Source organism: Caballeronia grimmiae, assembly GCF_022879615.1.
Lineage (GTDB): Bacteria > Pseudomonadota > Gammaproteobacteria > Burkholderiales > Burkholderiaceae > Caballeronia > Caballeronia grimmiae.
This window is the reverse complement of sequence record NZ_CP084272.1, coordinates 829,832-843,723: the sequence shown is the minus strand read 5'-3', so window position 1 is coordinate 843,723 and position 13,892 is coordinate 829,832. Positions and strand designations below refer to the sequence as shown.

The 13,892-nt window shown below is 66.2% G+C and carries 10 protein-coding genes; 2 read left to right on the top strand and 8 right to left on the bottom strand.

What is annotated here, in order from left to right; translation table 11 throughout:
• Positions 1-108: 108 nt before the first annotated feature.
• The 8 genes from LDZ21_RS17505 to cobA form a co-directional block, all read right to left on the bottom strand.
• Complete coding sequence (locus LDZ21_RS17505; RefSeq protein WP_244795040.1) at positions 109-267, bottom strand: hypothetical protein; 159 nt, start codon at positions 265-267, stop codon at positions 109-111.
• Positions 268-531: 264 nt separating this feature from the next.
• Entirely contained in the window at positions 532-3,393 is a 2,862-nt protein-coding gene (locus LDZ21_RS17500) for an Hsp70 family protein (RefSeq protein ID WP_244795039.1), read from the bottom strand.
• On the bottom strand, positions 3,394-5,283 hold the full coding sequence (locus LDZ21_RS17495; RefSeq protein WP_244795038.1) for an Hsp70 family protein: 1,890 nt from the start codon (positions 5,281-5,283) through the stop codon (positions 3,394-3,396). It abuts the gene before it with no gap.
• A complete protein-coding gene (locus LDZ21_RS17490; protein ID WP_244795037.1) occupies positions 5,280-5,861 on the bottom strand; it encodes a DUF2760 domain-containing protein in 582 nt (193 codons plus the stop codon). The genes LDZ21_RS17495 and LDZ21_RS17490 overlap by 4 nt, the downstream gene beginning before the upstream one ends.
• Before the next feature lie 392 nt (positions 5,862-6,253).
• Positions 6,254-6,739, bottom strand: a complete 486-nt coding sequence (locus tag LDZ21_RS17485) for an adenosine-specific kinase (protein ID WP_244795036.1) — start codon at positions 6,737-6,739, stop codon at positions 6,254-6,256.
• Between the two features lie 70 nt (positions 6,740-6,809).
• Complete coding sequence (locus LDZ21_RS17480) at positions 6,810-7,937, bottom strand: CmpA/NrtA family ABC transporter substrate-binding protein (RefSeq protein WP_244795035.1); 1,128 nt, start codon at positions 7,935-7,937, stop codon at positions 6,810-6,812.
• A gap of 19 nt (positions 7,938-7,956) precedes the next feature.
• Positions 7,957-8,532: an ANTAR domain-containing response regulator gene (locus LDZ21_RS17475; protein WP_035968462.1), complete on the bottom strand. Its 576-nt coding sequence runs from the start codon at positions 8,530-8,532 to the stop codon at positions 7,957-7,959.
• A 95-nt stretch (positions 8,533-8,627) separates the two neighbouring features.
• Positions 8,628-9,392, bottom strand: coding sequence for a uroporphyrinogen-III C-methyltransferase (gene cobA / locus LDZ21_RS17470; protein ID WP_244795034.1), 765 nt, complete (start codon positions 9,390-9,392; stop codon positions 8,628-8,630).
• Between the two features lie 618 nt (positions 9,393-10,010).
• Between cobA and LDZ21_RS17465 the strand changes: the two genes are divergently transcribed.
• Both LDZ21_RS17465 and nirB read left to right on the top strand, forming a co-directional pair.
• Positions 10,011-11,336 (top strand): MFS transporter, encoded by a 1,326-nt coding sequence (locus LDZ21_RS17465; RefSeq protein WP_035968491.1) that lies wholly within the window; start codon positions 10,011-10,013, stop codon positions 11,334-11,336.
• Positions 11,337-11,350: 14 nt separating this feature from the next.
• Entirely contained in the window at positions 11,351-13,891 is a 2,541-nt protein-coding gene (gene nirB / locus LDZ21_RS17460; RefSeq protein WP_244795033.1) for a nitrite reductase large subunit NirB, read from the top strand.
• Position 13,892 lies beyond the last annotated feature (1 nt).

The window sequence follows — 13,892 nt, the reverse complement described above, 5'->3', positions numbered from 1 at the left end:
GTGCCCAGAAATGCCGAACGGCGAGCGCTTGACAAGGTGCTCGCCGTTTCGAAGGACAGCCACGATCGATGCCCGGCGCAACGCGGGCGCTGCGCGGTCAGCGGATGCTTACGCCTTCGGTTTGGCCTTGGTCGTGCGTTTCGTGACGCTGGTTTCCTTGGCGCCCGTGCTTTTGGCGGTGGATGCTTTGCTGCCGGCTGTCTTCTTGCGGCTGGACATTTCCGTTTCGGCGGGATGGCTCGCCTGAGCCTTGCGTGGCGATGGCATGAGGGACCTCCTTCAGTAAGTGTCGAAGCGACACACTGATAAACATAGGATGCGGGTAGCCGCTATTCAAGCGATCGCGGGCGGACGCATAAAAAAGCTTCTGACAGCGAAGCATTTCGATGCGGGCCGCCGCCGCTTTCTTCGCCGCCGCTTCGCAGCCGCCGCTTCACAGCCGCCGCTTGATAGCCGCCGCTTGATAGCCGCCGCTTGATAGCCGCCGCTTCACAGCCGATACTTCGCAGCCGGTACTTCACAGCCGGTACTTCAGCCGATCAGCGTCAGCCCCGCCGGCAGTGTTTCGCCGAACACGCGGCCTTCGTCGGCGCGATCCAGCGCGACAGTCTCGCGGACCATCGCGATCCACGACTGCGCCGCGCCCATCGTCTCCAGTCGTTCGATGACGGCGGCGCGAACTTCGTCGGACACGTCGCGGGAGCGGTCGCCCGTCATGCGCGCGATCTGCACGGCCGCGAACGCCGCCGGCTCGACCTTTTTCCAGTCGAGCGCAAGGATCGTCTTCAGCCACGCCTCGGCGATGCCCGGCGGCACGACGCCATGCGCGCTGCCGTAAAACGGCTGCCGCGCGCCGATGCGTCCGACCGCCCACCAGCTTTGCAAATTCTCCGACGGCTTCTTCAGGCGCGTGAGCAGCCAGTCGCCCGCCTCGATCTTGCGTTCGACCGGCACGCGCTCAAGCGATGCCGCGAGCCGCACCATGTCCTCGTAACCCGCGCGGGCCGCACCCGCCGCACGGCGGTAACGGCTCGCGCCGGGCGGCTGAAGGAAGAAAGCCATGTCGTCGAGCAGGCGCAACTGCGCGGCTTCGTCGAGACCGCCTGCGGCGCGGCGCCAGAGCGTCCACCATTCCGACCAGACCTGGTTTTCGTTGACGTACTGAATGCCCTGATCGAAAAGCGTCCACAACTGCTCGACGCGCCATTCGTCGAGCGGATGCCCGAAGCCCGGCCGCATGCAGTAGCCCGCGAGATTGAGCCATAGCCGCTCGTGATCGGCGGTGCGCCGGCGTTTCTTCGCGCGGTCCCACAGCGCGCCGAAAAGTTCGCGCAGCAGCGCGATGTCCCACGTGTCGCGCGGACCGAGCGCCTCTTCCAGATGCGCGCGCAGGCGCTTCACTTCCTTGGGGCTGACGTCCTTCGCGCGCGTACCGAAGGTCCGGTCGATCAGTTCGATGGCCTTCGGCAAGGCCGGATGCGTCTGCGGTTGCGTCTGCATCGCGTCGGCGTTCGGTTCGTCGCGGCGTAGCTGGAATTCGAGGAGCCAGCGTTTCGCGGGATCGTCGATGGCGATGCAGTGCATCTCCAGCGTGCCGACTTCGGTCAGCGATGTCGTCAGTTGCACGGGCGTCTCGCGCGGTCCGGCGCTCGCACCGGCGCTCGCCTCACCGCGCGCATCGACGATGGTGGCGATCGGCGGCAGGCGCACGAAGTCGCCCGCCGATGCGCTCACGTCCGCGATCTCGCCCGCCTTGTACGCGGTATCCGCCACCGACGAGACGAGGTGAAAACGCACCGGCGAGCCGAGCCTCAGCGCAAAGGTGCGATCGGCGAGATGAATCGGCCGGCCTTCCTCGGTGCCGCGCGGCAGCACGCAGACGCCGCGCGTGGCGTCGCCTTCCTCGTCGAGCAGCAGGAAATAGGTGCGCGCCGATCCGCCGCCGATCTTCGGCGCATGGCCCGCACGCGCGAGCGCATAGGCGACCGCACCGCGCGCGACGGCCACGTCGGGATGGTCGTTGGCGAGCACGTGGACGGACGCGCCGCGCCAGCTGCCGAGCGTATCGGCGATGCGCCGTGCAAGCGGCCCGGCGCGAAAGACGCCGCCGTTCAGGAGCAGGGTGTCGGGGACGGCGAGCGGGGGTGCATCTCGTGCATCCGGGCCGCTTTTTTGCGCGGCGTCCGCTGGCTCATCGCCGTGCAACGCTTCGCGCGCCTGCGTCGCGTGCTGCGCGAGAAACGCGGCGACATGGCGCGTGATGGCCGGATCGCTCGCATACGGCAGCCCGAACTCCACGAGCCCGCCGCGCGCCCGCCCCGGCCGCTCGTTGCCCGAAACCAGCGGAAAAAAGCCCTCGACGATGATCCGCTCGATTTCCTCGCGCGTCACTTCCGCCGAGCGCGCGCCGCCGATCAGCTTCGATCCCGCGCCGAGCAGCGTGATCGACGTGGACGCCGGCGCGTGCTCATCCAGCAATTGTTCCTTCGCCGCGCGGCAGCGTTCGACGAGTTGCGACAAACGCGCAGCGGACAGACGCCCGTCATCGCCCGCAAGCCGCTTCTCGACGAGATGCGCGAGCGCGAGGTCCATGTTGTCGCCGCCGAGCATCAGATGGTTGCCGACGCCGATGCGCGTCAGCAACGGCTCACCGCCGGCGTTGGTGTTGGCTTCGACCTGAATGAGCGTGAGATCGGTGGTGCCGCCGCCGACATCGCAGATCAGCACGAGCCGCGTATCGGCGAGTTCATCGCCCAGCGTCTCGCGATGATGAAACAGCCAGTCATAAAACGCGGCTTGCGGCTCTTCCAGCAGTCGCAGCGTTTCGAGGCCCGCCATCTTCGCCGCTTCGAGCGTGAGCGCGCGCGCGCCTTCGTCGAAGGAAGCGGGCACGGTCAGCACGACGTCCTGCGCATCGAGCGGCGCGTCGGGGAAGCGCTCGTTCCATGCCGCGTGGACATGCGCCAGATAGCTCGCACTGGCGACCACGGGCGAAATCTTCTCGATGTCGTCGCCCGCGCCCCACGGCAGAATGGGCGCGAGGCGATCGACTGCCGCGTGCGACAGCCAGCTTTTCGCGCTCGATACGAGCCGCCCCGGCGCCTGCGCGCCGAGCGTCCGCGCGAACCTGCCGATGACGGCGGGCGCTTCCATCTCGCCCCACGGCAATTGCAGGTCTTCGGACTTGAGTTCGCCCGGCGCGAAGTGATAACGCAATGACGGCAGCAGCGGTTGCGCCGCGACCTCGCCGGCGGCGATCAACTGGTCGACCTCGAAGATGCGGATATCGTTCGAGCCTGACGCCGCGTAAGCGACGACCGTATTGCTCGTGCCGAGATCGATGCCGACGCGAAAGCGCGCCTGCACCGGCTTCTTCTTGCGCGCGGCGGACACTTACAGGCCCATGCCCTGATCCGCGCCGACGCTGCCGCGCACATCGAATTCGACTTTCCAGCGTTCAGGCGAATTGCGCGGCAGCGCTTCGAGTTCGAGCGTGCCCGCTTCGGTCACGCGGGCGTGCAGCCTGACCGGCACGACTTCTCCGGGCGTGCGGCCTTCGGTCGGCAGCGATGCTTCGATTTCCTCGAATTCCTGCAATTCGTCCGGCTGCCAGTAATCGAGCAGCGTGCCGACGGTGTCCTGCCGGCGCACCGACGACCCGAAGAAGCGGAAACGCACCGGCTCCCCGACGACGAGCCCGAATTCCTGCGCGGGCAACGCGGCCTCGGTGCCTTCTTCCATGCCGAACGGCGCGACGCATAGCGCGTGCACGGGCGGCTCCAGGCCGGGAACCGCCGGCATCGCCGATTCGACCGCGATGTAATAGGCCCGCGCCGTGCCGCCGCGAATCCGCACGCCCTTGCCGCGCCGCACGTAGCCGTAATAAGCAGCCCCGCGCGCGACCGCGAGATCGAGGTCCGCGCCTTCGAGCAGCCGCGCGGCGGGCGCGTTCTCGGCGGCGAGCCACGCGTTGAGCGTGGTCATCACGCGCTCGACAAGCAGAGGCGACTTGAACACGCCGCCGTTGAACAGCACGGCAGTCGGGTGAAGCAGCGTCGCGCCGGCGGGCGTCTCGTGCTGCAAGCCTTCCACTTCGGCGAGCGCATTCACCTGACGGCCGAGGAACGCGGCAAGGTGACGTGTCACGGCGGCGTCCTGCGCGTACGGCAGGCCGAGTTGCGTCAGACCCACGCGCGCACGGCTGACGGGACGCGCGGCGGCATCGACGTAAGGAAAGAAGCCTTCGAGCAGAATCTGCGTCAGTTCGGCGCGCGTGAGTTCGGTGCGCAGGGATCCGCCGATCAGCTTGGACCCGCGGCTCGGCACCACGAGCGGCACGGTGTCGGTGTCCGGATCGGACAGCAACGTTTCCTTCGCCGCACGGCACGCGTAGGTGAGTGCGCGCAGCTGCCACGGATCGGGCTGCGTGCCTTGCGTTGCGAGCTTGCGCGCGACGACGTGCGCGAGCGCGAGGTCCATGTTGTCGCCGCCGAGCAGGATGTGCTCGCCCACCGCCACGCGATGCAGTTCGAGATTGCCTTCGCGCTCGACGACCGCGATCAGCGACAGGTCGGTCGTGCCGCCGCCGACATCGACGACGAGAATCACATCGCCCACCTGGACCTGCTTGCGCCAGCCGCCAGCGGACTTCTGAATCCAGCTATACAGCGCGGCTTGCGGCTCTTCGAGCAGCGTCATGCGGCCGTAGCCTGCGGTCGCGGCCGCTTCCGCGGTCAACTCGCGGGCGGCGGGATCGAACGAGGCGGGGATCGTCACCGTGACGTCCTGCTGATCGAATGGCGCATCCGGATGCGCGTAGTTCCACGCTTCGCGCAGATGCGTCAGATAGCGCACCGAGCTTTCGAGCGGCGACACGCGCTCGACTTCCTCGGGCGCATCGGCAGGAAGAATCGCCGCGCGGCGATCCACGCCGGGATGACAGAGCCAGCTTTTCGCGCTCGACACGAGGCGGATCGGCGTGCCTGCGCCACGGCTGCGCGCCAGCTCCCCGACGATGTACGGCCGCTCCTGCGTCCACGGCAGCGTGAGATCGCCCGGCGCGAGTTCGTTGGCATGGGGGAGATAAAGAAACGACGGCAGCAACTCGCGCTCTTCGGCGGCGCCGGGCGCGGTCAGTTGCGCAATCGACAGCACGCCTTGCGTGGTCTTTTCGCCGTCGCTCGCGGACATGTCGACGTACGACAGCGCGCAATGCGTCGTGCCGAGATCGACGCCGATCGAAAAGCGAGCCTGCTCGCGATGCGGTTCGTTGTAATCGCTCATAGCTCCACCTCGGCGGGCGCGACGATGCTCGCGTCATGCGTCTGCGCAAGCTTCGGCAGGCGCGTTTCCTCGACCTTCCAGCCGCGATGGCTGATGCTTCCGCTGAACGGCGGCTTGCCAACGACGTTGCCCGTGAGCCGCACGGCGCTCGCATCGAAGCCATCGGGCAGGGTGATGCGGCTGCCTTCGGCTTCGCTGCGCACCGGCCTGATCGTGAAATGCTCGCGCAGCACGGCGCGGCAGCCATCGTGAACGAGTCGCGCAGCCGCGCCGATGTCCGCGTCGCCGTAATTGGCGATGTCTTCTTCGACGAAATCGATGAAGCGCGCGTCCCGTTGCAAAAGACCCAGCAACTGGAGCGCGGCGACCGGGTTCGCTTCCGTCAGCGGCGATGGCGCGGGCGTCGCGACCGGGGCTGCCGCGGGCGTCGGGACGTGCATGTCCGGCGCTTCCGGCGCATGTTGTGTTTCGCGCAGCCGCTGGACGCGGCCCGCGAGATTGCTGTTGCCGAGGATGCCGAAGAAGGCGCCGAAGGCAATGGACAGCCGGCCGAAGAAGGACGGATTCATGTCGGTCATGTGTGATGCTCCTGTGTTCTTGTCGACCGCTCCGGGGACGACCTTATCCTCGGAGCGGCGCCGGTGGGCGTGTTCGGTGGCGCATCGGCTGGAATCGGGCCGATCGCCGTGGATGCTGTTCCGGATGCGCTGCCGCATCGCGCAATCGTTGGGCGCAAGCGCACCGCATCCCGATATTGTCCATGATGTCGCGCATCGCGAGGGAAAACGCGCGGTGCGGCCCGTTCCGCCGCCGGCGGGCGCTCGCTGGCCGATGCCACCCGGCTTCGGGGCGGGGCCTCATTCTCGCGATTTGCGCGGGCAAGTCAAGGCGCGGCCGCGGCCGGTTGCACGACGGCTCCGGGGACGCTTGTCCATCACGCCCGCCCGGCCCGCCACGAGCCCTCAAGCCCTCAAGCCTTATACCCGATCTGCCGCAACAGGTCCTTCCGCCACCGCACGTCGTCCGCGCTTTCGACGCCGAGCGGCGGCAGTCCGTCCACCACGCCGATGATCCCGCGCCCCTGGTCCGTCTGCGCGACGAGCACTTGCGTCGGATTCGCCGTCGCGCAGAACACGCGGCAGACCTCGGGCACCGCCTTGACCGCATTGAGCACGTTGACGGGGAAGAAGCCATCGCCGAGAACGATGATGAAGCTATGCCCCGCGCCGATGTTCTCAGCATTGCGCGTGGCCAGTTCGACGAGACCATCGTCCGTGCCCGACGCGCGCACGAGCCGTTTGCCCGATGCCTCGCAGAAAGCGAGACCGAAGCGGATGCCCGGCACCGCGCCCACGAGCGTTTCGTGCAGGTCTTCGACCGTCTTGATGAAATGCGACTGGCCGAGAATGAAGTTGGTGTTGTCCGGCTTCTCGATGCCGATGGCGAGCAGTTGCATGGCGCACCTCCGTTTCAGGATCGCTGCATGGCAACCCTAATGGTAGGCGGTCGGCGCGCCATCGACGCTTCTATGCGCGCATGTCGAACCCCGCGAGATACGCGTTCCCGTTGCTGCCGTCCCATACGCGGCCGTCGCACAACGTCGAGATTCGACGCTCGGCGGGAAGCGCGACGCCTGCTTCCCGGGCCGCCTGCGCATACAGCGCGGTCTGGTTGACGGCTGCGGCGACGGCGTCGTCGTCGCCATTGCCTGAAAGCATGCCCCATCGACGATACTGCGTGATGAACCACAGGCCGTCGGACACGCGCGGATAGTTCACCGCGCCGCCATCGAAGAAACGCAGCGGCGCGACGCCCTCGACAGGCCCGAGCCGCGACGCGATCAGCTCACGCGGCACGCCGACCAAGCCGGACGCCGCCAGCGCGTCCGCAATTTCCAGCCGATGCTCTTGCGCATCCACCCATTCGCATGCGTCGAGCATCATGCGAATGAGCGCGCGCGCCGTGTTCGGATACAGCGCGACGAAATCCCGCCTGCACGCGAACACTTTCTCCGGGTGATCCGGCCAGATCTTGCTCGTATGGACGACCGTGCGCCCCGCGCCGCGCGCCTCGGCCACCGCATGCCACGGTTCGCCCGCGCAGAAGCCGTCGAGCGCGCCTTCGACGAGCGCATCGGCCATGCGCGGCGGCGGAATCACGACGCTCCGCACATCCGAAAGCGGATGCACGCCTTGCGTCGCGAGCCAGTAGTAGAGCCACATCGCGTGCGTGCCGGTCGGGAACGTCTGCGCGAGCACCGGCGGGCGTCCGAGCGACGCCAGCGCGTCTTTCACGCTCGCGCCCCGCTCGATGGCGTCGGCGAGCGGATTCGACAGCGTGATCGCCTGACCGTTGCGGTTGAGCACCATCAGCACGGCCATGTCCGCCTGCGGCCCGCCGATGCCCAGTTGCACGCCGTAGACGAGCCCGTACAGCGCGTGAGCGGCGTCGAGTTCGCCCGACAGCAGCTTGTCGCGCACCGCCGCCCACGATGGCTGCCGGCACAGTTCGATGCTGATGCCATGCCGCCGCCCCATGTCGCGCAAAGCGGCGGCGGCGAGTGGCGCGGCGTCGCTCAGGGCGACGAAGCCGAGCCGCACATGGGGGCGTTCGGGCGTGAGGCTGGCGGAAGGCGGCGTGACAGGCGAATTCATGGATGCTCGGGGTTCCTGATTACCGCAGCAGATCGGCAAGCGAAAGAAGCTGGCGCGCGATCTCGGCGACTTTGACGCCCTGATCCATCGCGCGCTTGCGTAGGGTGGCGTAAGCGTCGTTCTCCGACATGCCGCGCCGTTCCATCAGAAGCCGCTTCGCGCGGTCGATGACCTTGCGTTCCGCCAGCTCGCTTTCGACTTGCTCGAGCCGCTGACGCAATTGCGCTTCATGCGCGAAGCGGGCAAGCGCGACTTCGATGATCGGCGCGAGCCGCTCCGGCGCGAGACCTTCGACGGAATACGCGGTCACGCCCGCACCGACCGCCGCGCGGATGAACTGCTGGTCCGCGTCGTTGCTGAACATCAGCACGGGACGCGGCGCGGCCTTGTTCATCACCGCGAGCTGTTCGAGCGTGTCGCGCGAAGGCGAGTCCGTATCGATGATGACGACGTCCGGCTTCTGACTCTCCACGGCCGCGTGCAACTGAGCGGGCGCGGCGGCTTCCGCGAGCATCTCGTAGCCGAGACGCGCGAGCTGGTCGCGCAGATCGCCGATGGGCTTGTCGGTGTCGGTGACGAGAAGAACGCGAAGCATCGTGAGGCGTTTAGAGGCGTATCGGTTCGTTGGACTTTAGCGCGATCCACCTTCGCTGAACATCTGGCCGAATGGCATAGGCCAAATCACGCGGATCACGCCGCGTGCGCCATGCCTTGTCCCCGGCGTTCGCGCTGCGCCGAAAATTCGAAGGCTTCGCCTATCGCCGCGCCCACGAAAATCACGGCGGGGCTGCCGAGGCGGGCGGCGGCTGCATCGTCGGCGAGACGCCCGAGCGTCGTCACGAGCCGCTTTTCTTTCGACGATCCCGCGTGCTGCACGACCGCCGCGGGCGTCGTCGCGGGCAGCGCGTCGAGCAAGGCCTGCGCGATGCCGGCGATGCGGCTCATGCCCATATAGATCGCGAGCGTCATGCCGGTGGCCGCGAGCGCGCGCCAGTCCGGCTCGCTGTGATCCTGCATGTGCGCGGTGACGAACGTCACGCCCTGGCAATGATCGCGATGCGTGAGCGAAATGCCCAGGCCCGCCGCCGCCGCGAATCCCGACGACACGCCATTCACGATATCGACCGTGATTCCCGCATCGCGCAAGGCGGCGATCTCTTCGCCCGCGCGGCCAAACAGCAACGCGTCGCCGCCCTTTGCGCGCACCACGTGCAGCCCCTTTCGCGCATAACGCAGCATAAGGCGCTGAATGAACGCTTGCGGCGTGGACTTGCAGCCGCCGCGTTTGCCGACGCGAATCACGCGAGCTTGCGACGCGAGCGTCACGATGTCCGCGTTGGCGAGATCGTCGACGAGCAGGACATCGGCGGCGGCGAGCGTTTTCGCGGCGCGGATCGTCAGCAGGTCGAGATCGCCGGGGCCTGCACTGAGAAGGGTGACTTTTCCGGAGGTCATCGTCGTGTCGTGTTTGCTTGTATCGGGAGACGGTTCGACCCGGCGAACACGCAGAGCGTCCGCTCGTGTCGGGCACGAGGGACGCCATTGTCCTGAGTTCCATGTTCTTGCGTTGCCGCCAGCGCCGTTGCCGGTGGCGCTTTCACCAATGCAATAAGCGGGCCATTGCCGCGCGATAAGGCTCTACGGCATGTCCTTATCGTGACTGCGCACCGACCATGCGCGAGACGCACTCGTGCGGCGCGTGGATGCCTCCATCGAGTGATCGTCGAACGGGCTAACCGGATCGTACAAAGTTCTGAGGCGCAGTCGACCACCGCACGTCATCAGTGCTGCGTCGCACCACGTCTGTGCCGCGTCGCATCACAAAGCTGCGTGAATGCGATGCCCGCGCTCAGTGCACGCATTGCGCAAAGCCATGCCGCATAAGGCTCTCAGCCCGATGCAACCCGCATGGCATAGGTCTTGCCTTTAGTCCTGCCATCGGATCAACGGCGATCCGTCCTGAACATAGCGCCCCGGCTTCATTGAGCCAGACGGGCATTGGACAACGGCGTCCCCCGCATCTGGCTCGAAAGGCCCGGTGCGCGGGACGCCTTTCTTTTTGCGACCAAGAGAATGGATAAAGCCACCCGAATCGATCTCTTCAGCATGCGCAGTGCGCCGATGCGCGCGTTTCATCTCACGTGGATGGCGTTCTTCGTATGCTTCTTCGCATGGTTCGCATGCGCGCCGCTGATGCCGCTCATCAAGCGCGAATATGGCTTGAACGCGGACCAGATCGCGAACATCAACATCGCGGCGGTGGCGGTGACCATTCTCGTGCGTCTCGTCGTCGGCCCGATGTGCGACCGCTTTGGCCCGCGCAAGGTGTATAGCGCGCTGTTGCTCGCCGGTGCGTTGCCCGTGATCGGCGCGGCGCTGTCTACGGGATATGACAGCTTCCTCTGGTGCCGTCTCGCGATTGGCGCAATTGGCGCGAGCTTCGTCATCACGCAGTACCACACGTCGGTGATGTTCGCGCCGAACGTCGTCGGCACCGCGAACGCGACGACCGCCGGCTGGGGCAATGCGGGCGCGGGCGCGGCGCAGGCCATCGTGCCGCTTCTCGTCGCTGCGGCGATCGTACTGGGTGCGGGCGAGGCATCGGCATGGCGCATCGCGCTCATCGTGCCGGGCATCGCGATGCCGGTCATGGCGTTCTTCTACTGGCGCTACACGCAGGACTGCCCGCAAGGCGATTTCGCGGAGTTGCGCCGTGCGGGCATCGCCATCGACGGCGGCAAGAAAGGCGGCTGGGCCAGCTTCGTCACCGCCTGCACGAACTATCGCGTGTGGATGCTCTTCGTGACCTATGGCGCGTGCTTCGGCGTCGAAGTGTTCATCCATAACATCGCGGCCGTGTACTACGTCGATCACTTCAAGCTAACGCTCGGCGAAGCGGGCATGGCGGCGGGCAGCTTCGGCCTGCTTGCGCTGTTCGCTCGCGCGCTGGGCGGCTGGCTTTCCGACAAGGCCGCCGCGAAACGCGGCCTCGATATCCGCGCGACGCTGCTGTTCGCGCTGATCGCGGGCGAAGGCATCGGACTCTATGCCTTTGCGCATGCGGGCAGCGCGGCGCTCGCCATCATCGCGATGCTCGTGTTCGGTCTCTTCACGCACATGGCCTGCGGCGCGACGTATGCGCTCGTGCCGTTCATCGACCGCAAGGCGCTCGGCGGCGTGGCCGGCGTGATCGGCGCGGGCGGCAACGTCGGCGCGGTGGCGGCGGGCTTCCTGATGAAAGGCGTCGGCGATGTGCAGCAGACGCTGTCGCTGCTCGGCGTCCTCGTCGCCGGTTCCGCGCTGTGTGCGCTCGCCGTGCGCTTCTCCCCCGAACACAAGGCGCGCGAAGCCGCGCTGCGCGAAAGCGCACTCGCCGTCAATAACAGCGTCGCCCACTGAGGCAAGGTCCAGTCATGAAAATCGTCGTCATCGGCCACGGCATGGTAGGCCACAAGTTCCTCGAGTGTCTCGCGCAGAGCAGCAACGATGCGCTGCACGTCACCATCGTGTGCGAAGAACCGCGTGCCGCATACGATCGCGTGCATCTGTCGGAGTTCTTCGCGGGCAAGTCCGCGGACGATCTTTCGCTCGTCGAAGAGGGCTTCTTCGAGCGCAGCGGTTATGCGCTGAAGTTGAACGCGAAGGCCACGTCGATTGATCGCGCGGCGCGCACGGTCACGGTATCGACCGGCGAGACGCTTGCGTACGACAAGCTCGTGATCGCAACCGGCTCGTACCCGTTTGTGCCGCCCGTCGAAGGGCGGGAGCGCGACGGATGCTTCGTCTACCGAACGATCGAAGATCTCGAAGCGATGCAGGCGTTCGGCGCCCGCGCGAAAACAGGCACGGTGATCGGCGGCGGACTGCTCGGGCTCGAAGCCGCGAAGGCGCTGCGCGACATGGGGCTGACCACGCATGTCGTCGAATTTGCGCCGCGCCTGATGGCGGTGCAAGTCGATGAAGGCGGCGGGCGCGTCTTGCGCAGCAAGATCGAAGAACTGGGCGTGACGGTGCATACGAACCGCAACACGCTTGCCATCGTCGATGGCGAAGGCGCCGTGAATCGCATGAATTTCGCGGACGGCGGGCAACTCGACACGGACATGATCGTGTTCTCGGCGGGCATTCGTCCGCGCGACGATATCGCCCGTGCAGCGGGACTCGAGATCGGTCCGCGCGGCGGCATCGTTATCGACGATGCCTGCCGCACGAGCGATGCGGACATTTATGCCATCGGCGAATGCGCGTTGTGGCAGGGCCAGTTGTTCGGGCTGGTCGCGCCGGGCTACGACATGGCGCGCATCGTCGCAAAACGATTGATGGGCGACGAAGCCGCGTTCGCCGGCGCCGACATGAGCACGAAACTCAAGCTGATGGGCGTGGATGTCGCGAGCATCGGCGATGCACACGGCAAGACGCCGGGCAGCCGTTCGTATCAGTTCAGCGACGAGCGCAAGCAGGTGTACAAGAAGCTCGTCGTGTCCGGTTGCGGCAAGTATCTGCTGGGCGGCGTGATGGTCGGCGATGCAGCCGAATATGGCACGCTGCTGCAAATGATGCTGAACAGGATCGAGCTGCCCGAAGCGCCCGAGTTCCTGATCCTTCCGCAAAGCGACGGCAAGGTGCGACCTGCGCTCGGCGTGGAAGCATTGCCCGATGCCGCGCAGATTTGCTCGTGCAACAACGTGAGCAAAGCTGAAATCTGCGCGGCCGTGTGCGCAGGCGCAGCGAGTATCGGCGCGTTGAAGAGCGCGTGCAAAGCAGGCGCGTCATGCGGCGGCTGTGTGCCGCTCGTCACGCAGGTGATGAAGTCGGAGATGGCGCGTCAGGGACTTGCCGTGAACAACCATCTTTGCGAGCACTTTCCTTATTCGCGGCAGGAGCTGTATCACATTGCGCGCGTGGAAGGGCATCGCACGTTTGCCTCGCTGCTTGCGAAGCACGGCAAGGGACTCGGTTGCGATATCTGCAAGCCGGCCGTCGCGAACATTTTCGCTTCGTGCTGGAACGAGTTCGTGCTGAAGAAGGAGCACGCGAGCCTGCAGGATTCGAACGACTACTATCTCGCCAATATCCAGCGCGACGGCACATACTCGGTGGTGCCGCGCATGCCGGGCGGCGAAGTGACGCCGGATGGACTCATCGCCGTCGGGCAGATTGCAAAGAAATACGGTCTCTATACGAAGATCACCGGCGGTCAGCGTGTCGATATGTTCGGCGCGCGCGTCGAGCAACTGCCGCTCATCTGGGAAGAGCTGATCGCAGCGGGCTTCGAGTCGGGACATGCCTATGGCAAGGCGCTGCGCACGGTGAAATCCTGCGTCGGTTCGACGTGGTGCCGCTATGGCGTCGGCGATTCGGTCGGGCTCGCGGTCGCACTGGAAAACCGCTACAAGGGGCTGCGCACGCCGCACAAGATCAAGTTCGGCGTGTCGGGCTGCACGCGTGAATGCGCCGAAGCGCAGGGCAAGGACATCGGCGTCATCGCGACGGAAAAGGGCTGGAATCTCTATGTCTGCGGCAACGGCGGCATGAAGCCGCGTCATGCCGAACTGCTCGCATCGGATCTTGATCAGGACACGCTCGTGCGCTACATCGACCGCTTCCTGATGTTCTACGTGCGCACGGCGGATCGGCTGCAGCGCACGAGCGTATGGCGCGACAACCTCGAAGGCGGCCTCGATTATCTGATCGATGTCGTCGTGAACGACAAGCTCGATATCGCCGCCGAACTCGAAGCCGAGATGCAGCATGTCGTCGACAGCTACGAGGACGAATGGAAGAAGGCCGTCACCGATCCCGATACGCGGAAGCGCTTCCGTCACTTCGTGAACAGCGACGAGCGCGACGCGAACGTTCGCTTCGTCGAAGAGCGCGGCCAGATTCGCCCTGCGACGCCGGAAGAACGCACGATGAAGCGCATCGATATTCCCGTAGTCGTTGAAACCGTCTGAA

What these genes read in the sequence shown, in the direction of transcription:
- LDZ21_RS17480 (WP_244795035.1), bottom strand. Translation starts at nt 7,937, where the DNA reads ATGAATTCGCCTGTCACGCCGCCTTCCGCCAGCCTCACGCCCGAACGC.
- nirB (WP_244795033.1), top strand. Translation starts at nt 11,351, where the DNA reads ATGAAAATCGTCGTCATCGGCCACGGCATGGTAGGCCACAAGTTCCTC.
- LDZ21_RS17475 (WP_035968462.1), bottom strand. Translation starts at nt 8,532, where the DNA reads ATGCTTCGCGTTCTTCTCGTCACCGACACCGACAAGCCCATCGGCGAT.
- cobA (WP_244795034.1), bottom strand. Translation starts at nt 9,392, where the DNA reads ATGACCTCCGGAAAAGTCACCCTTCTCAGTGCAGGCCCCGGCGATCTC.
- LDZ21_RS17465 (WP_035968491.1), top strand. Translation starts at nt 10,011, where the DNA reads ATGGATAAAGCCACCCGAATCGATCTCTTCAGCATGCGCAGTGCGCCG.
- LDZ21_RS17495 (WP_244795038.1), bottom strand. Translation starts at nt 5,283, where the DNA reads ATGAGCGATTACAACGAACCGCATCGCGAGCAGGCTCGCTTTTCGATC.
- LDZ21_RS17505 (WP_244795040.1), bottom strand. Translation starts at nt 267, where the DNA reads ATGCCATCGCCACGCAAGGCTCAGGCGAGCCATCCCGCCGAAACGGAA.
- LDZ21_RS17490 (WP_244795037.1), bottom strand. Translation starts at nt 5,861, where the DNA reads ATGACCGACATGAATCCGTCCTTCTTCGGCCGGCTGTCCATTGCCTTC.
- LDZ21_RS17485 (WP_244795036.1), bottom strand. Translation starts at nt 6,739, where the DNA reads ATGCAACTGCTCGCCATCGGCATCGAGAAGCCGGACAACACCAACTTC.